21 protein-coding genes are annotated in these 25,368 nt (G+C 57.0%); 12 read left to right on the plus strand and 9 right to left on the minus strand.

Annotated elements, in window-relative coordinates:
• Window positions 1–58: 58 nt before the first annotated feature.
• The 6 genes from B347_RS0112685 to B347_RS0112710 all read left to right on the plus strand — a co-directional run bounded on the left by B347_RS0112685 (window position 59) and on the right by B347_RS0112710 (window position 9,743).
• Window positions 59–865 carry an ABC transporter substrate-binding protein gene (locus B347_RS0112685; protein WP_019410075.1) on the plus strand — a complete coding sequence of 269 codons (807 nt, stop codon included), beginning with the start codon at window positions 59–61 and terminating at the stop codon, window positions 863–865.
• An 11-nt stretch (window positions 866–876) separates the two neighbouring features.
• Complete coding sequence (locus B347_RS0112690) at window positions 877–1,653, plus strand: amino acid ABC transporter permease (RefSeq protein WP_019410076.1); 777 nt, start codon at window positions 877–879, stop codon at window positions 1,651–1,653.
• Window positions 1,654–1,655: 2 nt separating this feature from the next.
• Complete coding sequence (locus B347_RS0112695) at window positions 1,656–2,435, plus strand: amino acid ABC transporter ATP-binding protein (RefSeq protein ID WP_019410077.1); 780 nt, start codon at window positions 1,656–1,658, stop codon at window positions 2,433–2,435.
• Between the two features lie 20 nt (window positions 2,436–2,455).
• On the plus strand, window positions 2,456–3,547 hold the full coding sequence (locus B347_RS0112700; RefSeq protein ID WP_019410078.1) for a polyamine ABC transporter substrate-binding protein: 1,092 nt from the start codon (window positions 2,456–2,458) through the stop codon (window positions 3,545–3,547).
• A gap of 17 nt (window positions 3,548–3,564) precedes the next feature.
• Window positions 3,565–5,175, plus strand: coding sequence for a gamma-glutamyltransferase family protein (locus tag B347_RS0112705; protein WP_019410079.1), 1,611 nt, complete (start codon window positions 3,565–3,567; stop codon window positions 5,173–5,175).
• A gap of 227 nt (window positions 5,176–5,402) precedes the next feature.
• Window positions 5,403–9,743, plus strand: a complete 4,341-nt coding sequence (locus B347_RS0112710; protein ID WP_026014152.1) for a hypothetical protein — start codon at window positions 5,403–5,405, stop codon at window positions 9,741–9,743.
• A gap of 146 nt (window positions 9,744–9,889) precedes the next feature.
• Here B347_RS0112710 and B347_RS0112715 read toward each other — a convergent pair whose 3' ends face one another.
• A complete protein-coding gene (locus B347_RS0112715; RefSeq protein WP_026014153.1) occupies window positions 9,890–10,855 on the minus strand; it encodes a helix-turn-helix domain-containing protein in 966 nt (321 codons plus the stop codon).
• 160 nt (window positions 10,856–11,015) lie between these two features.
• Between B347_RS0112715 and B347_RS0112720 the strand changes: the two genes are divergently transcribed.
• From B347_RS0112720 to B347_RS0112735, 4 genes are all read left to right on the plus strand, one after another.
• Complete coding sequence (locus tag B347_RS0112720; protein ID WP_026014154.1) at window positions 11,016–13,007, plus strand: TonB-dependent receptor; 1,992 nt, start codon at window positions 11,016–11,018, stop codon at window positions 13,005–13,007.
• Window positions 13,008–13,019: 12 nt separating this feature from the next.
• Window positions 13,020–14,060, plus strand: a complete 1,041-nt coding sequence (locus tag B347_RS0112725) for a methyltransferase (protein WP_026014155.1) — start codon at window positions 13,020–13,022, stop codon at window positions 14,058–14,060.
• Window positions 14,057–15,292, plus strand: coding sequence for an MFS transporter (locus B347_RS0112730; protein ID WP_019410084.1), 1,236 nt, complete (start codon window positions 14,057–14,059; stop codon window positions 15,290–15,292). The genes B347_RS0112725 and B347_RS0112730 overlap by 4 nt, the downstream gene beginning before the upstream one ends.
• Window positions 15,293–15,379: 87 nt before the next feature.
• Window positions 15,380–15,820 carry a GNAT family N-acetyltransferase gene (locus tag B347_RS0112735; protein WP_019410085.1) on the plus strand — a complete coding sequence of 147 codons (441 nt, stop codon included), beginning with the start codon at window positions 15,380–15,382 and terminating at the stop codon, window positions 15,818–15,820.
• On the opposite strand, the gene B347_RS0112740 is transcribed toward B347_RS0112735, so the two are convergent.
• On the minus strand, window positions 15,817–16,629 hold the full coding sequence (locus B347_RS0112740) for a helix-turn-helix domain-containing protein (RefSeq protein ID WP_019410086.1): 813 nt from the start codon (window positions 16,627–16,629) through the stop codon (window positions 15,817–15,819). The genes B347_RS0112735 and B347_RS0112740 overlap by 4 nt on opposite strands.
• 120 nt (window positions 16,630–16,749) lie before the next feature.
• Here B347_RS0112740 and B347_RS0112745 point away from each other — a divergent pair, with 120 nt between their 5' ends.
• Both B347_RS0112745 and B347_RS0112750 read left to right on the plus strand, forming a co-directional pair.
• The gene (locus tag B347_RS0112745; protein ID WP_019410087.1) at window positions 16,750–17,067 is read left to right on the plus strand and encodes a hypothetical protein; all 318 of its coding nucleotides are present in this window, start codon (window positions 16,750–16,752) and stop codon (window positions 17,065–17,067) included.
• Window positions 17,064–17,519, plus strand: coding sequence for an MAPEG family protein (locus tag B347_RS0112750; RefSeq protein ID WP_019410088.1), 456 nt, complete (start codon window positions 17,064–17,066; stop codon window positions 17,517–17,519). The genes B347_RS0112745 and B347_RS0112750 overlap by 4 nt, the downstream gene beginning before the upstream one ends.
• 46 nt (window positions 17,520–17,565) lie before the next feature.
• Here B347_RS0112750 and B347_RS0112755 read toward each other — a convergent pair whose 3' ends face one another.
• The 7 genes from B347_RS0112755 to B347_RS0112785 form a co-directional block, all read right to left on the minus strand.
• Complete coding sequence (locus B347_RS0112755; RefSeq protein WP_019410089.1) at window positions 17,566–18,390, minus strand: ABC transporter permease subunit; 825 nt, start codon at window positions 18,388–18,390, stop codon at window positions 17,566–17,568.
• Between the two features lie 10 nt (window positions 18,391–18,400).
• On the minus strand, window positions 18,401–19,648 hold the full coding sequence (locus B347_RS0112760; protein WP_019410090.1) for an ABC transporter permease: 1,248 nt from the start codon (window positions 19,646–19,648) through the stop codon (window positions 18,401–18,403).
• Window positions 19,649–19,730: 82 nt separating this feature from the next.
• Window positions 19,731–20,759 carry an ABC transporter substrate-binding protein gene (locus B347_RS0112765; protein ID WP_019410091.1) on the minus strand — a complete coding sequence of 343 codons (1,029 nt, stop codon included), beginning with the start codon at window positions 20,757–20,759 and terminating at the stop codon, window positions 19,731–19,733.
• 39 nt (window positions 20,760–20,798) lie between these two features.
• Entirely contained in the window at window positions 20,799–21,914 is a 1,116-nt protein-coding gene (locus tag B347_RS0112770) for an ABC transporter ATP-binding protein (RefSeq protein WP_423812780.1), read from the minus strand.
• Between the two features lie 226 nt (window positions 21,915–22,140).
• Window positions 22,141–23,406: an aspartate aminotransferase family protein gene (locus tag B347_RS0112775; RefSeq protein ID WP_019410093.1), complete on the minus strand. Its 1,266-nt coding sequence runs from the start codon at window positions 23,404–23,406 to the stop codon at window positions 22,141–22,143.
• Window positions 23,403–24,467 carry a phosphotransferase gene (locus tag B347_RS0112780; protein WP_237719127.1) on the minus strand — a complete coding sequence of 355 codons (1,065 nt, stop codon included), beginning with the start codon at window positions 24,465–24,467 and terminating at the stop codon, window positions 23,403–23,405. Before B347_RS0112780 ends, B347_RS0112775 begins: the two co-directional genes overlap by 4 nt.
• Window positions 24,460–25,194: an SDR family NAD(P)-dependent oxidoreductase gene (locus B347_RS0112785; RefSeq protein ID WP_019410095.1), complete on the minus strand. Its 735-nt coding sequence runs from the start codon at window positions 25,192–25,194 to the stop codon at window positions 24,460–24,462. The genes B347_RS0112780 and B347_RS0112785 overlap by 8 nt, the downstream gene beginning before the upstream one ends.
• Between the last annotated feature and the right edge of the window lie 174 nt (window positions 25,195–25,368).

Consider the following 25,368-nt stretch of genomic DNA (forward strand, 5'->3'; position numbering starts at 1 on the left):
GTCGTGTTTTGACTTTGAGTACTGCCCCCCGTTAATCAACGAACTGGAGTGTCTGGTCATGCATAAACGCCGCGCCTTGCTGGTGGCTTTCTCCCTCGGTCTCTGTAGTCAATGGACTAGCGCCGCGCCCCAGGTGCCGGACCGACTGCAGAAAGTCGACAAACTCACCTACTGCTCGGGGATGGATTCGCCGCCCCTCGTGTCCTTTGATGAAGCCCAGAAACCGCGTGGGTTAACTGTCGATCTGGGGCTGGAAATTGCCAAGCGGCTGGGCGACAAACAGGTGCAATGGCGAGTAATTCCGTTCTCCGGGTTGGTGCCGGCGTTGCTCGCCCAGCAGTGCGACATGATTGTCGACCAATTGTTCGACAAACCCGAACGGCGGCAGGTGATCGACATCGTCAATTACATGTATTCCAGTCAGTCGGTGGTTGTGCCCAAAGGCAATCCCAAAGTTATCAAGACCTTGGATGACCTGTCCGGGCACAAGGTGGCAGTGCTCAACGGCTCCACCATCAAGACTCTTCTCGATACCCAGAACGAAAGCCTGACGAAGGCCGGTAAGCCACCAATGAAACTGGTGGTCTACAACACCGACACCGATGCTTTTCAGGCCCTGCGCATCAACCAAGTCGATGCGTATGGCACCACCGTTGAAACCGCCGGTTATTACGCGGCAATGGCGCCTGAGTTGTTCGAGGAAGGTGTGCCTGCGTTCAGCCGCATCCTCACCGGCTTGGGCATGCGCAAGGATGATCCGCAACTGACTGGCGCCGTGCAGCAAGTGATCAACGATATGCGCAGTGATGGCAGCTATGTGCAGTTGCTGAACAAATGGCATGTCAGCAGCGACACTCTCGACTGAGGTTTGCGGCGATGAATTTCAATTGGGATGTGTTTTGGCACTACTTGCTGCAACCCAGTGGGGTGTACCTCACTGGGCTCTGGCTGACGTGTCTGATTGCCGTGCTATCGATGGCGATGGGTTGCGTGTTGGGCTTAGCGGCAGCGCTGTTGCGCTTATCGAAAACCCCACTGTTGCACCTGCCAGTGCGCTTTTATGTGTGGGTGATGCGCGGTACGCCGTTGCTGGTGCAGATCGTGTTTCTGTACACCGCGTTGGCGGCGGGCGGGATTTTCCGCTTCGAGGATATCGACCTCTTTGGCATGGTCATTCCCGGCAATATCCAGGCGGCAATCATTGCCCTGGGCCTGAATGAAGGGGCGTACATGTCCGAGATCATCCGTGCCGGTATCGGTGCGGTCGATAAGGGCCAATATGAAGCCGGGCGCTCTCTGGGCATGGGTTTCGCCAAGTTGATGCGCCGCATCGTATTGCCCCAAGCGTTCCGAGTCATCGTGCCGCCGCTGGGTAACGAGTTCAACGTGATGCTCAAGAACACCACCTTGGTCAGCGTGATTGGTGTGCAGGAGTTGCTGCTCAGTACTCAAATGGTCACCTCGGCGACGTTCCGCGTGTTCGAGTTGTACTTGGTGGTCGCGATTTACTTCCTGATGCTCACCACCTTGTGGGGCTTTTTCCAGCGTTGGTTGGAAGCACGATTTGGCCAGTCAGACCGACCCTCGTCATTGCCGCGGGCCTCCAGCCGAATGTTCGGCCGCAATACCCTGAAATTGCTGAGGGGACGATAGCCATGGCGCACAAAAGTGAAGAGTTGATCATTGAGGCGCTGGACGTTCAAAAGTCGTTTGGCGAGTTGCAGATTCTCAAGGGCATTTCTCTGCAAGTTCGACGTGGAGAAGTGGTGGTGCTGATTGGCGCCTCTGGTTCCGGTAAAACTACCTTTATCCGTTGCATCAACTTGCTGGAGGACATCCAAGGCGGACGCATCCGCGTGAACGGTCAGGCGATGGGGTATCGCGAGCGCGCCGACGGCAGCCTGGTTCGGGATTCGGAGCGCAATATCGCGCGTCAGCGCCGGGACATTGGCATGGTGTTCCAACGTTTCAACCTGTTCCCGCATATGACGGCCTTGGAAAACATCATCGAGGCGCCAATCCACGTGCTGGGCGTGTCCCGTGCTGCGGCGCTAGAACAGGCGCGTACGTTGTTGGCGCGGGTTGGCCTGGCCGATAAGGCCAATCATTACCCGTCGATGCTATCGGGTGGGCAGCAGCAGCGGGTGGCGATTGCTCGGGCGCTGGCCATGAAACCCCAAGCCATGTTGTTCGACGAGCCCACCAGTGCCCTAGACCCGGAAACCGTGGGCGAGGTGCTGCAGGTGATGAAAGAGCTGGCCGAGGAAGGCATGACCATGGTGGTGGTGACCCATGAAATGGGCTTTGCCCGTGAAGTTGCTGACCGCGTGGTGGTGCTTGACCAAGGGGAACTCATCGAACAAGGGCCGCCGGAACAGATCTTCAGCCACCCCAGCCATCCCCGTACCCGGGCCTTTCTTAGCCGAGTGCTATGACCCTTCCAAGGAAATTCACCATGCGTTTATCGAGCGTGCTTGCCACCCTGTGTTGCGCCGCCGTTGTGCCCATGACCCTGGCCGCCGACCCGGAGGTGAAGGTCTATAACTGGTCCGATTACATTGCCCCCGACACCTTGAAAAACTTCGAGAAAGACACGGGTGTCAAAGTCCAGTACGACATCTTCGACACGAACGAGATGCTCGAAGCCAAGCTGCTTTCCGGGCACTCGGGGTACGACGTGGTGGTGCCGTCCAGCCAGTTTTTGTCCAAGCAGATTCGTGCTGGCGCCTACCAGCCGCTGCAACGCGCCTTGCTGGATAACTGGAAACACCTCGACCCGCGGCTGATGCAACGCCTGCAAGCTGCCGACCCTGGCAATCGCTACGCTGTGCCGTATATGTGGGGCACCGTGGGCATCGGTTACAACGAGCAAAAAGTGCGGGCTGTGCTGGGCAAGGACGCGGTCTTGGACTCGTGGTCGATGGTGTTTGAACCCGGCAATCTGGCCAAGCTAAAAAGTTGCGGCGTGGCGTTTCTCGATGCGCCCGTGAAGATCATTCCCCAGGTCATGCTCTACCTGGGTCTGGACCCCAATAGCGTCAAGCCAGACGACTACAAGCAAGCCTCGGCTCGCTTGATGGAACTGCGCCCCTCGGTGACCTACTTCAACTCGTCGAAATACACCGCCGACCTGGCCAATGGTGATATTTGCGTGGCCATCGGTTATTCCGGCGATGTCATGCAGGCGCAAACCCGCGCCAAGGAAGCCGGCAAATCTATCGACATCCGCTACCTGATCCCCAAAGAAGGCGTGAACCTGTGGTTCGATATGCTGGCAATTCCCAAGGATGCCAGCAACGTGGCCAATGCCCATGCCTTTATCAACTATCTGCTGCGCCCTGAGGTGATCGCACCGATCAGCGACTACGTGGGCTACGCCAACCCGAACACAGATGCAACGCCATTGATGGATGCCAAGGTCAGCGGCAATCCGGGCATCTACCCGGGTGATGAGGTGATCAGCCATACATTCGTCTCTGCCGACTTGCCAGAACCCATCCAGCGCCTGATGACCCGTGAGTGGAACCGCGTTAAATCCGGTCAATGAATTGAAGAGCCTTTGCCATGTTGAAATTTTCTGCTCACGAGTACCCCTATCCGTCGCAACGCCAGAGCGTGTTTGCTCGTCGTGGCATGGTCGCGGCTTCGCAGCCCCTGGCCGCCCAGGCGGGTATTGAAATAATGCAAAAAGGTGGCAATGCCATCGACGCCGCCATTGCCACGGCGGCGGCACTGACCGTGGTGGAGCCTACCGGCTGCGGCCTAGGTGGCGATGCCTTTGCCTTGGTGTGGTGCAAGGGGCAGTTGCACGGGCTGAACGGTAACGGCCAGGCACCGGCGGCCTTGAGTATCGAGGCGGTCAAGGCGGCCGGGCATGAGCATATGCCGTTGTACGGCTGGACCCCGGTAACGGTGCCCGGTTGCCCATCGGCGTGGGCGGAGCTGTCGAAACGCTTCGGCAAGTTACCCTTTGCCGATCTGTTGCAACCGGCTATTAGCATGGCGCGGGACGGCTTTGCAGTGTCGCCTGTGGTTGCCCATCAGTGGCAGCAAACGCTTGAAGAATTCAGCCCACACCGCGACTCGGTGCTTGATGCCTGGTTCGATACCTTTCTGATCGACGGGCGTGCGCCACGCGCGGGGGAAATATTCTGTAACCCAGCCCAAGCCCGCACGCTGGAAGAGCTGGCTGCCACCGAGTGCGAAAGCCTGTATCGCGGCGACTTAGCTGAGCGCCTGGATGCCCATTCTCGTGCTAGCGCAGGCTACCTACGTGCCAGTGATCTCAAGGATTACCGCGCGCAGTGGGTGGACCCGATTCATGTCAACTACCGCGGCGTAGACGTCTGGGAAATCCCGCCCAGCGGCCAGGGGATGGTGGCACTGATGGCACTGAAAATCCTCGAAGGTTTCAGCTTCGATCACCGTGACAGTCAGCAGACCTGGCATCGTCAGCTTGAGGCGATGAAACTTGCCTACAGCGACGGTCTGCACTACATCACCGACCCTCAGCATATGCGTGTCGCAGTGGCGGACCTGCTGAGCGATGACTACAGCACCCGACGCCGTGACCAAATTGGCGAACAGGCGCAGATGCCCACCCCTGGAGACCCCCACGCCAGCGGTACGGTGTACCTAGCCACGGCGGACGCCGAGGGCAATATGGTCTCGTTCATCCAGAGCAACTATCACGGTTTTGGTTCTGGTGTGGTGCTCCCCGACAGCGGTATCGCCTTGCAGAATCGAGGGCAGGAATTCAGCCTCGACCCGAGTCACGCCAACTGTCTGGTAGGCGGCAAAAAAACCTTTCACACCATCATCCCGGGTTTTCTGACTAAAGACGGCCACGCCCTTGGGCCGTTCGGCGTGATGGGTGGCTACATGCAGCCCCAGGGCCACGTGCAAATGGTGATGAACCTGGTGGATTTCGGCCTAAACCCGCAGGCGGCATTGGATGCGCCACGCTGGCAATGGCTGGGCGACATGAAAGTCGGCATCGAGCAGGGCGCATCCAGGGATCTGGCTAATGCCCTGGCACGGCGCGGTCATCAGGTTCAAATTGCCAGCGACCTCACCGACTACGGACGCGGGCAGATCATCCTGCGCGACCCGGTCAGCGGGGTGCTGTGCGGAGGCACCGAGCCGCGGGCGGATTCCCATATTGCGGTGTGGTAACCGTGAACCACTGATATGTAGCGTCATGTCAGTCAGTTAAGGGAACGCTGTTTTAAATACAGCGAGAAACTGGCTTGCCAGCGATGCGGTTTATTCGTTAAACCGCATCGACGGGCATGGCCCGCCGCTTGTGGCATTGCGTTTCGCGTTGTAATCGGCGTGCCCCGGCGAAGACATTTTGAGCAAAAAACGTTACAAAGCAGCACAACGTTCATTGGTCTCTTCCCGTGCAATCAAAAAATACCCCGCCGAACATCCGTAGAACTTTCAACGTCATCCCTGCTGACAGAACTGCTGAGTTAGAGCGGATGATGCTGAATGATCATATTGGTTTTGGAGGCGGGATTGATTGGCAAGAGCTTCTGACGTCCATGCGTGTGCTGATCATCTCAGAAGCTGGCGCCGGTAAGACCTACGAATGCCGAATGCAGCACAAGTTTCTGTGGGAAGAGGGCGAGCCGGCTTTCTTTATTGAGCTTTCAGAACTCGCAAAAAGCCCTCTCCATGATCTATTAACCGTGGATGAGGAAGAGCGTTTTGAGGCTTGGCGAGCAGCACGATCAGGCATTGCGACATTTTTTCTGGATTCCATCGATGAGCTTCAGCTCACTTTAGGGTCTTTCAGAACGGCCTTGAATAAGCTGAGTAAACCTCTGCGTGATCAGTTGAATCGGGCCCGTATTGTCATCACCACAAGGCCCGTACCTGTTGATGAACACTTAATTCGAGCCAATTTTCCTTTAACGCCAATGCCTGAAGCGGTAGTTGAAGCCAGCGCAGAGGCTTTCGCGGACCTGGTCTTGGGGCAGGAGCAGCCAGACACGATCGAACCTGAAGATGAGGGTCCACCGGACTGGATTACGGTATCGCTCATGCCGTTATCGGATGACCTGATCAAGCAAATGTCGATCACCCAACATATCGCTGACCCTGATGCGTTGTTGGATTCGATACGTCGCCAGAACGCACAAGATTTCGCACGGCGCCCGCAAGACCTCATTGAGTTATGTGCAGATTGGCGGGTTTCCAAAAAAATCCGTACCCACCGTGAACAGGTTCAGCAAAACATCCAGGTAAAGCTCAAACCTCGAACTGACCGGCAAGAGGCTGCTGAGCTTTCACCCGATCGTGCTCTTGAAGGCGCGAGCAGACTGGCCTTGGCGGCGCTGCTTACCCGAAAGCTGACTATTCGACATAGCCTGGAAGCGGATCTTGAGGCTGCATCGGGATCTGGGTCGGTTGCGCTCGACCCCGAGCAGGTCCTGCCAGACTGGGATCGCAAAGAGATACGTACCCTTTTGGAACGCTCTCTTTTCGGGTTTGCCAGCTACGGACGCGTCAGGTTTCACCATCGCTCAGTGACGGAATATCTGGCGGCGCAGAGACTTGAGAATCGCATTACACATGGGATGACGATGAAGGCCGTAAAGCGGCTGCTTTTGGCTGAGACCCCGGAAGGGGTCAAGGTCATCAAGCCATCGATGCGTCCGCTAGCAGGTTGGTTGGCAGCGTCGCAGGAGAGTCTTTTCCAAGAGGTCCGAAACCGAGAGCCTGAGGTATTACTGACGTACGGGGACCCAGGGTCGTTGACCTTGTCGCAACGGGTAGACGCTCTTCGCGCATACGTTGAAAAATATGGTTCCGGTGGCAAGCGCGGTATGAGTATTCCCTCAATACAAACCTATCGTTTTGCAAGCCGCGATCTGGAAGACGAAGTAGTACGCGCTTGGGCGACAGGTATTGAAAACACCGAAGTTCGTCAGTTGCTGATTGAAATGATCTGCGCAGGCAATATGAGCGGTTGCGCTGATCTCGCCAACTTTGCGGCCTTTAATGAGAGTGCCCCGGACAACGAACGTTTTGAGGCGATAGAAACGCTGATTCATTTCAGTGATTCAAGGCTGGAAACATTGGTTCAATCGCTTATAACCCAGCCAGAGCGCTGGGGTTCTAACCTATGTCAGAGGGTTGCCACTTTACTCTTTCCTGCTCATATCGCACCGGTTGAGCTGTGCTACTTGCTTGACAGAATCGGAGTGCCCCAAAGCCCCGATATCATGCAGAGAAGAGTATTCGTCAATGCTTTAAAGAATGCCGAGGTAGGGGATGAATACCTTCAATCGTTACTGGAGGTTCTTCTAGCCGCCATCGAAGGTACTGTGTGCTGGTCGGTTGAACGGACATGTTATACGAGCACGCGACCTGATCTCGTCATACTTCTAAGTATCGTCTGCAGACGTCTCTTAAGCGCTGCTGATGCCTCTTATAACGTCATCCGTGCCACAGTTCTGAGCGTGCGGATTGAAACCAGGCTTCAGGCTGAGGGTAATTCGAAGAATGAGCTTAAAGCGATATTAACTAAAGCGTCTTCAGAATTAAGGGCTGAGATTTTTTGGGCTGACTATTCGTTTTGCCAGCGTCTGAATCCAAAGAGCGACCCAGTGGCGCGGTTTGTCGATGCCCATCATTTTGGAGCGTTTAACCTCGATGTGGATGTCGATAGAGACTGGATCCATGCCGCGTTGGCAGACACACATCGTCCGCTGTTTGAGCGCCAAATAATGCTTGCAGCTTCATTGGGCGTTCTTTGTCGAGGTGATGAGGATGTGAGTGCAATCGTAGCGAACCTCAAGCCCTTTATCGAAGATAACCCCGTGCTGGACGCATGCTTGATGGATACAAAACGCCCGGTTGTACAAGACCCGCGAGCGGACCAGATCAAACACGAAAACGCGCAACAAGAGCGCCAGAGGCAACGCCGTATTGAAAGAGAGCACCGGAGGCTGGTGACAATCTGGCATCTTTTAAAAGAGTCTTCGGAGACTATTTTTAGCCCGAAAAGAGAATATCGGCTCCTCTATTTTCTTTGGACGGTCATGCGTGATCGTGTCAGAGGGGGCGCAGCATCTGGTTGGAACCGGGACTTTCTGGAGAGCAACTTCGGCCGCGCTGTGACCGACCGGATCCGCCATGCAATGGTGCGAGTTTGGCGTGATGCCAGACCGACGCTTCCGGTGGACATGCCAAAAGATAAACGCAATAGGGTGCAAAAAGATTGGCTGCTCGGAGCTGCATCGGTTGCTGCCGATGCAGAAACAACGGGCTGGGCAAAGCATTTAACTCAACACGATGCTGCGACGGCGGCTCATTACATATTGATGGAACTCAATGGCATTCCAGAGTGGATAAACGCGCTTGCCAAAGCCCATCCTGACGCTATTAAAGACGTGCTGTCCAAAGAACTATCATGGGAACTTCGTGACTTTGGTCCCACTAACGTTTCAGGCCTGCTGGACACTATATGTTTTGGCGCGCCGCAGATTGCTGCTGTACTCCTACCCTCTATTAAAACGTGGCTGGTTGAGCATTTGGACCGCCCGCAAGACCCACAATATGAGCAATTTGCGATAGGCCGCCTCAAACGGGCTGTAGAGGTCATCATCTCCAGTGATGAGCCCGAAAACATAGCGTTTATTCGAACAATAGCGATTGAGCAGTTGCAACGAAAAGTCCCCTTGAAACTTCAGTGTCTGTGGGTTTGTGTTCTTTTCGATATAGACCCGCACGCTGCAACCCATGAAATGGAGCAGGCTCTTTCTACAATGACGTCTAACGCGGCGGCAGTAGAGTTATTCGCTTCTATCTTGGGTACTCGCTGGGCCGATTTTGTCGGTGAGTCCGCGCCAAGAAACTTTACGGCTGATCAATATTTACGTTTGGTCCGTCTTGCCTATCAACATATTTCCCCGTGTGATGATCTTCATCAGACGGGGGTTTATCAGGCCAACTCCCGAGCTGATGCGCAGACTGTGCGTAACCGCCTGCTGGACGGGTTGTTGTCTTGTGCTGGCCCAGACGCGTGGGCGGCTAAACTCACGCTCGCGGCAGATCCTTTAGTGATTCATATGCAGGACCGTCTCAAACGTCAGGCCATAGAAAAAGCGGCTCAAGAGGTAGATCAGTCCGTCTTTACCGAAGTGCAATTAACCGTTATTGACAGATGTGGAGAGGCGCCACCTGTCACGCGTGATGAAATGTTTGCGCTCATGGTCGATCGACTGGACGACTTCGATGATGTGCTGGTGCAAGACACATCACCTCGTGCAGTTCTGGCCCTAATAAGTGAAGAGCGAGTGATGCGTCAGTGGATTGCTTCACAACTTAAAACATCCGCCAACAGGCTATACACCGTCGATCAAGAAGCCGTAACAGCTGATGAAAAAGAAACGGATATACGTTTACGGGCACTATCGGGTCAGGAAGCGATAATCGAGCTAAAGGTCGGTGAGAAAGATTGGTCAGGCAAGGTTCTTAGGGACACACTTCGCAAGCAATTGGTCGCCAAATACATGGCGGCAGAATGCTGTAAGTCAGGCTGCCTGATGGTGACCGTTGCCTCAAATCGACAATGGGAGCACCCCGACAGTGGCGTCAAGATTGATGTTGATGGCCTGCTAGCAATGCTTGAAGCCGAGGCGCAAGTGATTATGGCGGAGATGGGAGGGGCGGTTCTTCTCTACGTGAAAATACTGGATCTGCGCCCAAGATTGGCAAAGGAGAGTGCTTAATGAGGTTCTTCGGTCACGTTGCTGAAGAACGGCCATTATGTGTAGGCGTCTCAGACGTGATCTGACCGTCACGCCCACAGACCTGTAAGCGTCTTCTACCTCCATGTATGCAGGTCGGTTTGTCGGGCGCAAGATCCCCCATGTGTTCAACGACGTTTGCCAAAGACCGACTTCGGCGACTTGCCAAAAAAACGGGTAAAGGCAGCGCTGAAGTTGTTGGGGAATGTGTAGCCCACTTGATAGGCCGCCTGGGCCACCTGGCAACCACTTTCCAGCAGGGTGTAAGCCTTGCGCATGCGCAGTTCATGCAGCATGCGGTGCGGGGTGGACTGGAAGCGATGGCGCATGCCTTCCTTAAGTTTGAACTCGTTGAGCCCCACGGCAGCGCACAGATAGGGGATGGTCAGTGGCTGGTCCATGTGTTCGACCATGATGTCTCTGGCGCGGTCGAGCTTTTCGATGTCGACGGCACTGATTTGCAGGCTTTTTTCGCGGGCTGGCGGACTTAGCAGCTTCAACTGTTCGGACAACACGGTGAGGGTATGAATGTGCATGTCCAGCTTGGTGGTCGCGCCCTGATTAAGGTAGCGGGTCAGAGCGGTGACGTGGCTGGCACTGGCTGCCGACGTTTTCTTAAAGGCCAGTTGGCGAACGTTTCCGTTACCCAGCAATTGATCGGTGCGTTGCTCGCCAATGTAGGTGTTGAGCAGGCTTTCGCCGATCAGCAAACGCAGTTGAGAGACCGTCGCCCCAGCCTCGTAATAGCGTTCCCCTTGGCTCTGTTGAAACGCGGTGATGGTGGTATAGCCCGAGCGAAACGCAACTGCCGAGCCGTCAACCCCTTTGTAGCCGGAGTCACCCTGCATGCCAAACGTGATGACCAGCATTGGGCGATTGTGCGGGTTGGCAGTTTCTTCGATCAGGTTGCGGGTGGCGTGGTAGCGCGAACGTAACAGCACCAGGTCGTTGTCCAGCGTCAGGCGTTCGGAATAGCACTCCCCCAATTCTTCAGGTAGTTGCTGGCGCATCCAGCCGCATTCATCGTGACTGACCCGCCGCGAATGCGTTGTTGCCAGTCGATAAGATTGAGAAATCTTCTGTAAGGCCGCCATGTTTATTGCCCTCCCTTGATTTAGCACCCGCGCGCATACGTATTAATCCGTAATGAATACGTTGCCACATGATAAATATTCGCATTAGCTAATAGCATGTTTCCCACGTCACAGCCATCGCCAGCACCCGGCCATGGAGTGATTAATGATGGGGAGCATGATGAACAGCTATGTCTTTAAAGCCAGCGCCTACACGCTAGTGGTCGGCGGCTGGTTGGGAAGCGCGGTGACGCTCGCCGCGCAGACTGAATTGCAACCGGTCATGGTCACGGCGAACAAGATCGAGCAGGAACAAGAGCAAGTCCCGGCAAGCCTGTCAGTGATCAGCGGTGAGGACCTGCGTAAGGGAGCGATTGATGATTTGGCGCGCTTGGCTCAGGTCACGCCGGGGTTCACTTTCCAGCCGTTTGGCCAGTCGGGGACCAACTTGCCGGTGGTGCGTGGCCTGACATCCAGTCCTACGGCGTTCTCGTCGTCGATGTTGATGCTGGTGGACGGCGTACCCACCCTGATGGCTCAAGGGTTCGACCATAACTTGTTGGGCGTGGAGCGCGTAGAGGTGCTGCGCGGGCCGCAGTCGACCCTTTACGGGCGTAACGCCGAAGCCGGGGTGTTGAGCATTCATACCCGCCAGCCTAGTCTTCAACCCTATGCACGCATTGAAGCCGGCGTTGGCAGTCGTGACCAGCGCACCCTGAGCGCAGATGCGAGCACTGCGCTGATTCCCGATACCTTGTACGCCGGCGTCTCGGGTCAGTGGCTTGAGCAGGATGGCTTTATCGATAACCGCTACCTGGGCGGCAAAGCCGATGACCGCGAACGCCACAGCGCCCGAATGGTGCTGCGTTGGACCCCAAGCCTGGCTAGCGAAATCAACCTGCGCTACAGCCGTCAGGATTATCGAGATGGCGCCTCGCTCTGGGGTGCACTCACTGAGCGCCACCGTGACGTCCGTTCGGGCACGCCCAGCTGGAACCATTCCAGTGGCCGAAGCCTGTCTCTGGATGTGCTGCACGAGTTTGATTCAGGGCTCAAGCTGCGTTCCATCACTGCGCGCAACGACTTCTATGACCGGCTCCAGCAGGACACCGATTTCATGCCGGCCGATCTGTTCCACCTGCGGCGCAATTACCACATGAATACCCTGTCCCAAGAGTTTCGCCTAGAAGGGCAGTGGGGGGATAACCAATGGCTGCTCGGTGCCTATGCTGACCGCGATGACCACGACCTCTCATACCAACAAAAACTGCCTGCTCGGCTGACTCAAACCGATGTCACGGTGGGTGGCAATACCACGGCGTTGTTTGGGCAGTGGCTGGCACCGCTGACGGACCGCTGGACCTTGACTCTGGGCGCACGCGTCGAGCAGGACAAGGTGCATATCGATCCAGCCATCGGCAGCAGCCAGAGCGATAAATGGCAACGCTTCACCCCCAAGCTGGCGCTGCAATACGAATGGCAGCCTGACGCTTATCTCTATGGCAGCTATGCCGAAGGCTTCCGCGCTGGTGGTTTTAATGCGTTCGCCAGTGGCGCCGATTATCCCGGTTACGATCCCGAGAAGGTCAAGACTTACGAGGTCGGTGCAAAGGGCTGGCTCGACGACAAGCGTTTGCGTTATTCGGCAGCGCTGTACTGGATGGACATCAGCGACATGCAGGTGCAGCAGATCATCCAGCCCGGCTTGGTCTACATCACGAACGCCGCATCGGCCCGTTCTACCGGGCTCGATGTAGAAGCTGAATACCTGTTCGATGAGAGCTGGCGGGTGGTCAGCTCAGTTGGCTTGAACCGCACCCGTTTCGAGCGCTTCAGCGAAGGTAGCAATGACTACAAAGGCAATCGCAACCCCTTCGTCCCAGACGTCACTGCTCACCTCAGCCTGCGTTACGACGCGCCTGCGGGTTGGTACGCCCAGGGTGGTGTCAGCGCCATCGGCAAAACCTATTTGGACTCAGCCAACCAGTACAGCCGGGGAGGCTATGGCCTGATTGACCTGAATGCTGGTTACGACTTCAGCCATTACGGCATTTCTGCCTACGTGAAAAACGCGGCTGACAAACGCTACGACGCGGTCGGCTATCTCAGCGGCACCGCGAGGGTTTATAGCCCGCCGCGCGAAATCGGCCTGCGACTCAGCTACGAAATGTGAGGGATGAACACCATGAACACGATCAACCTGGCCACGCCGCATGCGTTGCAACCCTACTGGGACCTGACCTTGGCGGCGGTCCGCGCTGATGCCTTGCGCATAGCGCTGGACTGGAAGCTATTCGACCTGTTGCACATGCCGTGCACGGCCCAAGAAGTGGCCCGCCAGTTGCAACTCGACCCGGACAATACCGGCTACTGGCTGGAGCTGTTATGGAGCATGGGCTTGCTGGTACGCGACGAGTGCCAGTCTGTGCAGTACCTCAACTCGGCACTGGCCAGTGAATACCTGCGTGCTGATGCACCGAACTATTGCGGGGATGCCTGGGGGTTTCGTTTGCAGGGTTTGCGCCATTTTGGCAGTCAACTGGGCGATCAAGTGCGCTCCGGCAAACCCAGCGGCCAAGCACCTAAGGGCGCGGGCCACATCGACAGCTGGACGGCGGCAGCACGCGTACAGATCGCACAGGAACAACGAGCCGTAACAGTGGGCGTCGCGTCTCGCCTGATGACTCAAGTGCCAGAGTTCCATAGCGCCCGGCGCCTGCTGGATCTGGGAGGAGGGCCGGGGCTGGTGGCCATCGCTCTCGCTGAGGCCAATCCGTTGCTGACGGGGGAGGTCTTTGACTTTCCCCAGACTGTCACCGTGGCAGCGGAAAACATCCGGCTCGCCGGGCTGGAACAGCGTTTGCAGGTGCGTGGCGGCGATTTGGCCAGCGATCCGATCGGCGAAGGCTATGACCTGATCTGGTGTTCATCCGTGCTGCACTTTGTGCCGGACATGGCTGCCACCTTGGCCAAGGTGTATGCGGCGCTGCGCCCGGGCGGGGTACTGGTCAGCGCCCACGCCGAGGTACCCGCAACGGCGGAGCAGGCTCAACGCGTGATGCCTTACTACCTGTCAATGCAAATGCTCGGCCGGCATGTCACTCAGGCCGGAGATTTAGGCAAAGCGATGCAGCAGGCCGGATTCGTGCATATCGAGCATTACCCTGAAGTGGCCTTCGCGGTATCCCCGGTTTCAGTGTTGGTAGCCCGTAGGAACGTCACATGAGTCATTGGCAAGGAGCTGCAACCTGGCGTCTGCAACTGTTGTTCGGCTGGCTGAATTTTGTATTGGTCGTGCCCAGTATTTACCTGATGCTGGGCTTGCCTCTGGTCATGCGCGAACACGGCTGGTCCGGTACCGATATTGGGTTGTTTCAGTTGGCCGGGCTGCCCGCCGTGTTCAAGTTTCTCCTGGCCTTACCTGTGCAACGCTACCGTTCTGCCCGCAGCCACTATCGAATGTGGGCGCTGGTGCTGTGCGCGCTGCTGGCCGCGCTGCTGGTGTTGGTCAGCCAACAGGCCATCTCTGCGAGTCGCTGGTATCTGTTCGGGCTGGCATTTGCTTGCGCGGGGTTGGCGACGTGGGCCGACATCCCGGTCAATGCCCTGGCGATTAAGCTGCTGGCACCGGCGCAGCAGATTCGTGCCGGGAGCATCCGTTCTGCGGCGCTGTTTCTGGGTGCGATTGTTGGCGCAGGGGTCATGCTGCTGGTCCAGAATCGCTGGGGCTGGCAGGCGCCTTTTCTGTTGATGGCCGTCGGTTTACTCCTGACCCTGGTGCCGCTGGCCCTGCTGCGAGAAGAAGAGGCAAGGGGCGCGGAAATCGAGCCTGTAAAGCCTGTCATGGCGGACTGGGCGGGTTACTTCCGCCAGCACGGTGCTCGCATCTGGACGTTGGTGTTGCTGAGCAGTTTTCCCTTTGTCGGTGCCGCGTGGCTCTATCTCAAACCGCTGCTGCTTGACCTGGGTATGGGCGCATCCAACGTAGCGCTGGTCGCGGGCATCGGAGGTGGCGTAGTGGGCGCGCTCGCCAGCTTGCTGGGTGGCGCAGTGGTGCGGCGTATTGGCCCCGGCCGCGCTATCCCGTTGTTCATGCTATGGGCCTTGTTCGCCCTGCTGGCGATGACTGCGGCGCTAGGTTTGCAGGCGGGCATGGGCTGGTTGTTGGCGTCGGCATTCCTGCTCGCCACGGCCATGGGCGCGGTGTCGAGCCTCGTGTTTGCGTTAATGATGTTTTATTCACGTGAGCATCGTCAGGCGGCTGACTACGGGTTACAAGCCAGCCTTTTCGTGATCACGCGCATGACCGTTCCGATAGCCGCTGGCGTGCTGCTTGACCGAAGCGGCTACGTGGGCATGCTGGCGGGCTTGTCCCTGGCAATGTGTGTGGTCTGTTCAGTGGCGCTGGCGTCCCGGCGTTCGATCTTGCAGGCCACAGACGGTCGGCTGCATAGATGAACGTTTTGATCAAGACCGCTTACGTGCGGGCCAAAAATGCGTATAGCATTGGGGCGTTTTTAGGTCATGCAAAGGAGTCAGTACGTTATGGAAAGAACGATAAGAACAGCCCACGAGGGCGATATCGATTGTATTTTTAATATCCGCACAAGCGTTCGTGAAAATCACCTGTCACTCGATCAGTTGGTGCAAATAGGTGTGACGCCAGATGCCATACGCGACGCTATTTCTGATGCGCCCTGTATCTGGGTCGCAGAGGTCGACGGTGTTGTCACAGGGTTTTCCATGGCTGATCGAGAAGACGCATGCGTGTTTGCCGCGTTCGTGTTGCCTGAGTTCGAGGGGCACGGCTTAGGCCGCAGTTTGATGGAGAAAGCGGAGGCCTACCTGTTTGAACACCATCAGACAATTTGGCTGGAAACCGCTGAAGAAAGCCGCGCAAGCGGCTTCTATCGAAAACTCGGCTGGCAGCCGGTGGAGCACTTAGCGCAGGGTGACGTTCGTTTTGAAAAGAGCCGCAGTGGTTAATCCGTTGTCAGTGATCGCTCGTACGCTTGGGTCATGATCTGCCAGGTGTGCGTATCGGCAGGGATCAAGTGCTCGATGCGCAAAGACGTGACGGTAATGTCGAGCGGCATACCGAACGTGGTGAAGGTCGACATAAAGTTCAAGTCGCCGTGCGGGGACTTGATGCGGGTCAGCACCAGCGGCGGCAACGCGTTAGCGACCACGGCGGGGCTGGCCGGGGTGTCGAGGCCGGCTAACAGATTCGCCAAGGCCGGGTTGTCCAAGGCTTCTCGTGTCGCCCTTTGCCACGCCAGGCTTCTGATTTCTTCTGCGTTGAGCAAATGGTCGCCCAGCCCGCCGGGCTGTAACAGCGTGACCAGCAAGTTCAGTTGATGTGCCGAGTTCTCGGGCAGCCCCACCAGATCGAACAGTACTTTAGTGCTGGCATTAGCGGCCAGGACTTCCCAATGGCTGCCCAACACAATGGCCGGAGCGGGATTGTTGGCGTGAAGCACGTGAGTGATGGCGTCACGCACGGCGTCCATGGCGGGAGATGAGAGTGGCGTCGTTTCGTAGCGTGGCGCATACCCAGATGCCAGAAACACGCTATTGCATTGCTCAAGGGGGGCTTCCAGAGCCATCAGCAGGTTATGCAGCGTGCCGGGGCTTGGCTTGGCGCGCCCTGTCTCGATACAACTCAAATGACGTTGGGACACTCCCGTGATCAGGGCCAAGTCCAACTGGCTCAGGCTAGCCTGACGGCGCAGCTGTCGCAGTAGCGGGCCAGCGTTGGTTGGGGAGGTAACACGAGGGAAGGGGCGAGTGCTCATGGGTTAACTCTGGCAGTGCGAATGGGCTGAGTCCATGACCTCTGAGGTCATTGCTGATGCGCCAAAAGTACCACTAACGTGGCGCACCGATCACCCGCTTCAGTTTTCTAGGATGAAGACATGACAAAACCTTATTTAGCACTCGCCGCCTTGCTGGGCTTCTCTGTGTACACGGGTTATACGATGTTGCTGGCGGACCAATCGCTTATTGATTTTGGCCTCGGGCTGATGTCCAGCCCGGACACCGCTCAAGTCGTTATTGACCTGTATCTGATGGCGATCTTGGCCTGCATCTGGATGTACCAGGATGCGCGCTCCAAAGGGAAAACGTTCATAGCGGTACTGCCTTACGTGGTGCTTACGGCCGTTTTCGTCTGCATAGGCCCGTTGTTGTACATCGTGGTCAATGGGTTCTCAGGCTCAAGGCGCGAAGCATGAACAGCACGTTCTCCGTCTATGCGCTCTGCGTGGTGGTGCTGTGTGTGAAGATGTTGGCGGTCTCGAGCTATCAGGGGTTTTATCGCATCAGGTCCCTTGCATTCACCAACCCTGAAGATGCGCGCTTCTTCAATCGCCCTGTTAATCACAACGAGTTGCCACAGGTCAGTCGGGCTGCCAAAGCCTGGGCAAATGATCTGGAGAACATCCCCTTGTTCTTTGTGCTAGGCGGATTGTGCTGTGTGTTGGCGACGTGGAGCGGTCCTACGGTTGGGTTGTTTTGCCTATTCACGGTGGCCCGGGTGCTGCATACGGTTTTTTATCTGGCGAGTTGGCAGCCTTGGCGAACGGTTGCTTATGCGGTCGGTGTCGTTTGTTTATTAGGCTTGGCGGGGATGGTTGCGTATGGGGGTATGCCTACCCCCTGTAAGAGCTTGCCTTGCGATCTTTAAGATCAAAAGATCGCGAGCAAGCTCGCTCATACATTGGGCGGGTGTTTTATTCAGTCTTGGCGCCACGAAGGCGCTCGGTTCTGCGTCGCAGCACTTCCATGGCCAGCAGTAAGAGCAATGCGCAGAGCACCATCATGGTTGCAGCGGCCGCGATGGTCGGGTTGAGGTTTTCCTTGATACCGGCAAACATTTGCATCGGCAGGGTGCGTTGCGTTGGACTGGCCAGAAACAACGTCACAACGACTTCGTCAAACGAGGTCGCGAAGGCGAACAGCGCGCCGCTCAATACCCCTGGGGCAATGAGTGGCAGGGTCACGCGTTTGAAACCATACCAAGGCGTCGCACCAAGGCTGGCAGCCGCACGGGTGTAGTTGCGGTCGTAGCCTTGCAGGGTGGCGTTGACGGTGATGACCACAAAAGGCACGCCCAGCACGGCGTGGGCGATCACCAGACCCAGGTAGCTGTTAAGCAACCCCCAACTGGCAAAAAAGAAGTACATCCCCACCGCCACGATGACGACGGGCGCCACCATCGGTGAAATCATGACCGCCATGATCAGCGCCTTGCCGCGAAACTCTCCCCGAGACAGTCCTACCGACGCCAAGGTGCCCAGTACCGTGGCGAGCAGGGTGGCGGCCGGGGCAATTTTCAAGCTGTTCAGCAGGGCTGGCATCCAGTCGTTGGAATTGAAAAACTCGTGGTACCAACGCAACGAAAATCCGCTCAGCGGGTAGCTCAGAAAAGACCCCGCATTGAATGACAGCGGGATAATGACCAGGATGGGAATGATCAGGAACATCAGCAAAGCCAAGCTGTAGACGCTTAACAGCGGGCGCAGCAGACGGATCTCCAGCGGTTCGACGTGCTTCATTGCAGTCTCCTCAGGCAGCGCGATTGGCAGGGCGCGAGATCCTCGCGTACACCCAGTACAGCAACAGCACGATAATCAGAAGCTGGCCGCCCAGTGCGGTTGCCATGCCCCAGTTGATGGTGGTGTTGGTGTAATACGCGACGAAGTAGCTAAGCATTTGGTCGCCCGGCCCACCCAGCAGTGCAGGGGTGATGTAGTAACCAATCGCCATGATAAAAACCAGTAACGCGCCAGCCGTCACACCCGCATACGTTTGCGGCAAGTAGACCCGTCGAAACGCCGTGTAGGGATGTGCGCCCAGTGAAATCGCTGCGCGCTCGTAGCGCGAGTCGATTCCTTTCATCACGGCATACAGTGGCAGGATGAGAAAGGGCAGCAAAATATGGGTCATCGAAATCAGTACCCCGGCACGGTTGAAGACCAGTTGCAGGGGCTTGTCGAGGATGCCCAGATCGATCAGCGAGTTGTTGATCAGGCCGCCCGATTGCAAGAGCACGATCCAACTAGCAGTGCGTACGATCAGCGATGTCCAGAACGGCAGCAGTACCAAGATCAGCAACAGATTGGCGCGGCGGGCGGGTTGGCGCGAGAGCCAATAGGCCAGTGGGTAACCCAGCAGCACGCAGAGCACGGTTACCAGGGCTGCGATGGTCAGTGAACGTTTGAGTACGTCCACATACAGCGCTTTATCCGGCGCCACGGCGCGGACCTGACCCGCGTCCATCTTCAGGTCGAATGCTGCCAGCCAATACAGACTGGTATAGGGCTTGCCGAGTTGCTTAAGGGTTGCCCAAGTCTTGATGTCGCCCAGCGCTGGCACGTCGTTTATCAACGTGTCACGCACTGGGCTGCCATCGGCGGGTAACCGGCTCAAAATGGCGGTTGGTAGGCTACGCAAGCTGGCACTTTCGTAGCCCAGCCGACGATTGAGTGCAAACAGCTGACCTTGGGCGCGGGCAGTGCGTAACTCTTGGCCCAACGTGTTGAAGACAGATTCGGCAGGCAGTGTTGTACCGTCCCAGCTGTTCAGTAATTTCAAGGTGTTTGGCAGGGCGTTGGCCACCTCCGGGTTTTCTACGCTCTTGGTCAGCAGCGAGCCGATGGGCGTCATGAAACCTGCGACCAGCAATACCAGCAGGGGCAGGATGAGCAGCAGCGAGCGTCGCGTGTAAGCACGTTTGTTGGCGTGTAATCGTTGCTGTAATCGTTGCGTCTGAACCACTGACGGCGCCGATTCGAAGGCTAGCGCTTCGGGCATGAGGGGTCTCCTTTCGTCTACAGGGCCCGGACACGTCGCCAGCTTGTGCCGACGCGGTCCGGGGAGTCTGTGGGGCTATCGATCAGCGCGCGGCCCACGCGTTAAAGCGTTGTTCCAGTTCTTCGCCGTGGTCGATCCAGAAACTGGTATTGACCTGCAGGGCGTTCTCCAGGTTGGCTGGAGCGGTCGGCAGTTGTTCGCGCGTTTTAACGTCAATCAGCGCCAAGGTATCTTTGTTTGTCGGGCCGTAAGGAATGTTCTCAGCGAACACTTTCTGGTGTTGCGGCTCGTTGGCGAAGGCGATGAACTTCTCGCCAAGGGCCTTGTTGGGTGAGCCTTTAACGATGGCCCAACTGTCGATGTCATACAGGCTGTGATTCCACACCATCTTGAAATCATGGCCTTCAGCCTGTGCCGCCGATACTCGGCCGTTATAGGCGGATGTCATGACCACATCGCCTGCAACCAACCATTGCAGGGGCTGAGCGCCAGCTTCCCACCATTGAATATCGGGTTTGATCTGGTCGAGTTTTTTGAACGCGCGGTCGACACCTTCTGGTGTTCCCAATACCTGATACAGCTCGGCAGGTTTGACCCCATCGGCCAGCAGGGCGATTTCCAGGGTGAACTTGGCACTTTTGCGCAGGCCACGTTTGCCGGGGAAGGTTTTGGTGTCCCAAAAAGCTTCCCACCCTTTTGGCGCGCTCTTGAGCTTGGCATTGTTGTACGTAAGGTTGGTCGACCAGAGGAAAATCCCCGCGCCACATTCATTGACCGCGCCGCTGACGAACTTGCCTGCGTCGCCCAGCTTGCTCCAGTCCAGAGGCTCGAACATACCTTCGGCGCACCCTCGGATCAGGTCAGGGCTTTCGACTTCAACCACGTCCCAACTGACGTTTCCGGTTTCAACCATGGCGCGGATCTTGGCCATTTCCCCGTTGTATTCCCCGGCCTGTACCGGGCCGTTGCCCGCTGCGGTGAAGGGTTTGTAGAACGCTTTCTCCTGGGCATCCTTGTTCAGGCCGCCGAACGACACAACAGTCAGCGGTTGCGCATTTACGTGGCCACCGAAGGCAGCCAGAACAATCAGTGCAGATAGACGCTTGAGCATGGCAAATATCCTGATGTCATCAACAAGGAAGGGGAGGGTTCAAGCAGGCATAGCATCGAGCGCCGAAGCGTCTGCGCTGTGCCAACAGACGGGAAGGCGGTGGCCTTCTCGCCAGTGAGGTTGCATCTGGGCGATGGGTACTTTTACGTTGAAGTCATTGCTGCCCGAAACGTTCAGGCGTATGCGTACGTGGTCGCCCAGATAGATGCATTCCTCGATAGAACCGGGCAGGCGGCTGTCATAACGCTCGTCGCCATCGAGGATCACCCGTTCGGAACGAATGGACAGCGAGGTGCGATTACCGCTGGTAAGGCCCGGTGTGGTGCGGGCAAACATCTGTTCGCCCAGATCAAGCCGTACTTGGCATTGGTGGGTGTTGAGTGAGGTCAAAACACCTGGCAGGACGTTGGTGTCGCCCATAAAAGTGGCCACAAAGGCATTGGCCGGGCGCTCGTAGAGTGCTTGCGGGGTGTCTATTTGCTGGATAACGCCGTCGTTGAAAATCGCGATGCGGTCCGACAAAGTCAAAGCTTCTGCTTGATCATGCGTCACGAACACAACGGTCAGGCCGAGGTCGCGGTGTAAGCGCCGAATTTCCAGCTGCATCTGTTCGCGCAGCTGCTTGTCCAACGCTCCCAACGGCTCATCCATCAGCACCAGCTTGGGTTCGAAAATCAGTGCACGGGCCAGCGCAATCCTCTGCTGTTGGCCGCCTGAGAGTTGTGCGGAGAAGCGTTTTGCAAGGTCGCCTAGACGCACCATTTCCAGGGCTTTCTTAACGCGTGTTTCTATCTCATGGCGACCCATGCCCCGCACTTGCAGGGGGAAAGCCATGTTTTCGGTTACGTTCATATGCGGGAACAGGGCGTAGTTCTGGAACACCATCCCGATGCCACGGCGATGGGCTGGGACGTTTTCGATGGCAATACCATCGAGAAATATTTGACCTTGGGTCGGCGTTTCGAAACCGGCCAGCATCATCAGGCTGGTGGTTTTGCCCGAACCTGAAGGGCCGAGGAGGGTCAGGAATTCACCCCGAAAGACATCCAAGTCCAATCGCTTAACCACGGTCTTCAGACCGTCGTAACTTTTCTCCACCCCTTTGAAGCGGACGAAAGTGCTTGCACTGTTACTTGTCATCTCAAACCCCCCCATTGCGGTTTAAAAACAAAACATGATGCATCATGTTTTTATATTAAGCAGATTCTGTGCCATTGAGTGATGACTGTTAGGTTCAAGGGGATTTAGATGAAAGCCCTGTGGACCTTGCACCATGCGGGTGCCTGGGTATCCGAATGTGCAGTCGTTTGCCCCCGGATCGGACTTTTTTGGCCCGTGTCAAAGCAGGCGCTACCCAGCCTGCCTTGGCTAACAGTGGCGCTCAGCCTAGGTCGTTCAGGGTTTGATCCAGGCGTTCAAGCAACAGGTCGGCGTGCTCTTTAGCAAAGACCAGAGGCGGGCGGATTTTCAGGATATTGGCCTTAGGCCCCGTGGCGCTGATCAATACCTGACGGCGACGCAAACCATTGACGACAGATGCCGCACACGCCGTTGCCGGGGCTTGGGTGTATCGATCAGTCACCAGCTCGACGCCGATGAACAGGCCTTCGCCCCGTATATCGCCGATGAGCTGATGGCGCTCTGCGAGTGTTTGCAGACCTTGCTTGAGGTAGTCCCCGACACGTCTGGCATTGGTTTGCAGATCTTCTTCGCGCAGTACCCGCAGCACGGCGTGGGCCGCCCGACAGGACACCGGATTACCGCCGTATGTATTGAAGTAACGCTGCTGACGACCGAATTGATCGAAGAGCGCCGAGCGCCCGACCACGGCAGCCACCGGGTGGCCGTTACCCATGGGTTTGCCCAGCGTGACCAGGTCCGGGATCACGTTGTCACGGGCAAACCCCCAGCGTTGCCCGCCTGTGCGGCCAAAGCCGGGTTGTACTTCATCGGCAATGTACAACCCGCCCGCGTCGCGCACGCACTGCGCGGCGGCGGCCAACTCACCATTTGCTGGGCTAAATACGCCGTCGCTGGAAAAAATACTATCTAGCAGTAACGCGGCGGGCTTGATGCCTTGGGCCTGCATATCCAGTAACGCGGCTTTCACGCTGGTGACAAAATCGCCCTTTTTGCGGTAGGAATCCGGGGCATCGACTAGGCGCACGTGGCTGGCAGTGGGCAGCCCGGTGGCCAGTGAAGGCGATATTTCGGCCAATGCGCTCGTCACGCCATGGTAGGCCCAGCGGGTGACGATGATCCCGGTTCCGCCGCTGTGACAGCGCGCAATGCGCAGTGCCAGATCGTTGGCCTCGCTGCCGGTACACGTCATGGTCATGTTATCGAGTGGATCGGGAAATTCGCTCAGTAGGTCTTCGGCATAGTCCACGATCGAGGGGTGCAGATAGCGCGTGTGGGTATTGAGCTGGGCGCTTTGTTCTGCAATGGCCGCAACCACGGCAGGGTGGCAATGGCCGATGGACGCCACGTTGTTGTAGGCATCTAGATAGGCCGTGTTGTCTTTGTCATACAGCCACACCCCTTCACCCCGAATGGGTGCGAAAGGTTCCTCGTAAAACAGTCGATAGCTGGCGCCCAGTGCGCGTTCGCGGCGGGCAAGTAATTGAGCCGTGGCGGGCGAATTCATTGAACCTCCGATGAGCAGGCATTGATCAGGCTTTGAGTCAGCAGCCCTTCGCGCATCGCGGTCAGACCTTGCAGGTTGCGCCAGCTGGAGCGCAGGTTGCGCAGCAAATAGGTGCGATTTTGTGGATACAGGCTGGCACGCCACTGGGCGATGGTGATAGCCATGGCCATCCGCATGGCTATCAGTTCCCCCACGACGTCGAGCTCCTCATGTTGCAAGGGAATCCGCCTGTTGTAGGCGGCGATAAAGGCTTTTATCTGCCACAGCGGATCGGCTGCGTCGGCGTCGAACTGATAAGAGAGTGCTGTACCCAGTTCGTTGATCAGCGGCGCGTGCAGTGCGTCACCGAAGTCAATGATGGCGCAGACGCGGCTGCCGGTTTCGCTGTCGAGCATGACGTTATGAGGGTTCAGGTCGTTGTGGATCACTTGCGCTCGGAGCTTGGCCAGACGTGGCTTTACAGAGGTTTCGTGATTGTCCATGAGCGCTGCAACCAGCGGGAGTTGCTCGGCTTCCAGGTAATCCAGGTACGGCCTTACGCGTTCGGCGTGGCCGACATCCCACAGCAAATCGCGGTGGGCTGCCGGGTGCTTGAAGTCCTTGAGGGCCAGGTTGACCTCAGAAAGAGAGGTGCCCAGTTCGTGCATCAGCGCGACGCTGGGCTTGCCAAGATTTTGCGAGATGCCATCCAGGTAACTGACGGTGCGCAGGGTCAGCAATTGCTCATTGACCCGCACGGTCGGTTCCGCTTCGCCATTGCGAGCGGCCAAAACGCGGGGAACGGGCAGGTGCGCGCCGTGCTGTTCGATGTGCAGCAACGCTTGGGTCTGAAAACTGATGACGTTTGGATCTTCGGCCGGATTGATGAATTTGAGGACGAAGGCCCCGTGCTGGGACTGGATGAGAAAGTTGGTGTCGCGTTCGCCATTCAGCCGCTTCAGCGAACCCTTAAGGCCGTACACCCGCTCGGCTATCTCCAGAGCTGTGCTTGCCTGCACGATTGGCGCTTGCGTTGTCATCAAATCGGCGCCACATGCCTTATCCATGATCGCTTCAGACATGCTGGCCACCATTGACGTGAATTTCTGCGCCGTTCACATAGGACGCGCCGCTGGTGCAGAGAAAATAGATCAGTGAGGCCACTTCTTCTGGTTTACCCAGACGGTGCATCGGCACCAGTCGCTCTACGATGTCGGCGGTGCCTGGAGACAGGATGGACGTGTCAATTTCGCCTGGGGCAATGGCATTGACCCGCACCCCGTGTGGGCCGAAATCAAAGGCCATTTCTCGTGTCAGCGCCGAGAGTGCGGCCTTGGAGGTGGCGTAGGCGACCCCGGCGAAAGGATGAACCTTGGAACCCGCGATGGAGGTGACATTGATGATGCTGCCCTGCGCGGCTTTCAGCTCATCGAACAGACCGCGGGCAAGCAGTGCCGTGGAGAACAGGTTGACGTTGAACACCTTCAGCCAGGTGGCGTAATCGGTTTCAAGCACGCCGAGCCGGCTGCCTTCCGGACCTTTTGGCGACATACCGGCGTTGTCTACCAAGGCATCCAGGCGCCCGCCCAGTTTTTCTTTGATGATCGCCAAGCTCGCGCTGACGCTGTCGATGTCCTCCAGATCCAAATGGATATGGTTGAGCAGGCCTTCAGCCCATGGGCATTCGGCAACCCAGTTCTGTCGTGAAGCGGTGAACACTTCCCAGCCCGCCGCATTGAAGTGCTTGACCGTCGCATGGCCGATACCGCGGCTGGCACCGGTCAGCAGTAGCTTTTTTTTCTCGCTCATGGACGCATCTCTATCTGTTGATATTTGATGCATCATGTTTTTAAGGCGTGATTGCTGTCAATAGCTGTTCGTGAGAAAGCTGCTTCTAGGCGACAAATAAGAACGTCACACCGCCTCTGTAAGAGCGAGCAAGCCCGCTCCTACAGATGCAGAAATCGCTTAAGTGAACAGCAT

Source organism: Pseudomonas psychrophila HA-4 (assembly GCF_000282975.1).
Lineage (GTDB): Bacteria > Pseudomonadota > Gammaproteobacteria > Pseudomonadales > Pseudomonadaceae > Aquipseudomonas > Aquipseudomonas psychrophila_A.

Bases quoted from the DNA above. Each gene is read 5' to 3' on its own strand.
- B347_RS0112690 (WP_019410076.1), top strand. From the start codon at position 877: ATGAATTTCAATTGGGATGTGTTTTGGCACTACTTGCTGCAACCCAGT.
- B347_RS0112770 (WP_423812780.1), bottom strand. From the start codon at position 21,914: ATGGGGGGGTTTGAGATGACAAGTAACAGTGCAAGCACTTTCGTCCGC.
- B347_RS0112715 (WP_026014153.1), bottom strand. From the start codon at position 10,855: ATGGCGGCCTTACAGAAGATTTCTCAATCTTATCGACTGGCAACAACG.
- B347_RS0112750 (WP_019410088.1), top strand. From the start codon at position 17,064: ATGAACAGCACGTTCTCCGTCTATGCGCTCTGCGTGGTGGTGCTGTGT.
- B347_RS0112780 (WP_237719127.1), bottom strand. From the start codon at position 24,467: ATGTCTGAAGCGATCATGGATAAGGCATGTGGCGCCGATTTGATGACA.
- B347_RS0112730 (WP_019410084.1), top strand. From the start codon at position 14,057: ATGAGTCATTGGCAAGGAGCTGCAACCTGGCGTCTGCAACTGTTGTTC.
- B347_RS0112760 (WP_019410090.1), bottom strand. From the start codon at position 19,648: ATGCCCGAAGCGCTAGCCTTCGAATCGGCGCCGTCAGTGGTTCAGACG.
- B347_RS0112765 (WP_019410091.1), bottom strand. From the start codon at position 20,759: ATGCTCAAGCGTCTATCTGCACTGATTGTTCTGGCTGCCTTCGGTGGC.
- B347_RS0112720 (WP_026014154.1), top strand. From the start codon at position 11,016: ATGAACAGCTATGTCTTTAAAGCCAGCGCCTACACGCTAGTGGTCGGC.
- B347_RS0112735 (WP_019410085.1), top strand. From the start codon at position 15,380: ATGGAAAGAACGATAAGAACAGCCCACGAGGGCGATATCGATTGTATT.
- B347_RS0112775 (WP_019410093.1), bottom strand. From the start codon at position 23,406: ATGAATTCGCCCGCCACGGCTCAATTACTTGCCCGCCGCGAACGCGCA.
- B347_RS0112785 (WP_019410095.1), bottom strand. From the start codon at position 25,194: ATGAGCGAGAAAAAAAAGCTACTGCTGACCGGTGCCAGCCGCGGTATC.
- B347_RS0112725 (WP_026014155.1), top strand. From the start codon at position 13,020: ATGAACACGATCAACCTGGCCACGCCGCATGCGTTGCAACCCTACTGG.
- B347_RS0112685 (WP_019410075.1), top strand. From the start codon at position 59: ATGCATAAACGCCGCGCCTTGCTGGTGGCTTTCTCCCTCGGTCTCTGT.
- B347_RS0112740 (WP_019410086.1), bottom strand. From the start codon at position 16,629: ATGAGCACTCGCCCCTTCCCTCGTGTTACCTCCCCAACCAACGCTGGC.
- B347_RS0112700 (WP_019410078.1), top strand. From the start codon at position 2,456: ATGCGTTTATCGAGCGTGCTTGCCACCCTGTGTTGCGCCGCCGTTGTG.
- B347_RS0112745 (WP_019410087.1), top strand. From the start codon at position 16,750: ATGACAAAACCTTATTTAGCACTCGCCGCCTTGCTGGGCTTCTCTGTG.
- B347_RS0112695 (WP_019410077.1), top strand. From the start codon at position 1,656: ATGGCGCACAAAAGTGAAGAGTTGATCATTGAGGCGCTGGACGTTCAA.
- B347_RS0112705 (WP_019410079.1), top strand. From the start codon at position 3,565: ATGTTGAAATTTTCTGCTCACGAGTACCCCTATCCGTCGCAACGCCAG.
- B347_RS0112755 (WP_019410089.1), bottom strand. From the start codon at position 18,390: ATGAAGCACGTCGAACCGCTGGAGATCCGTCTGCTGCGCCCGCTGTTA.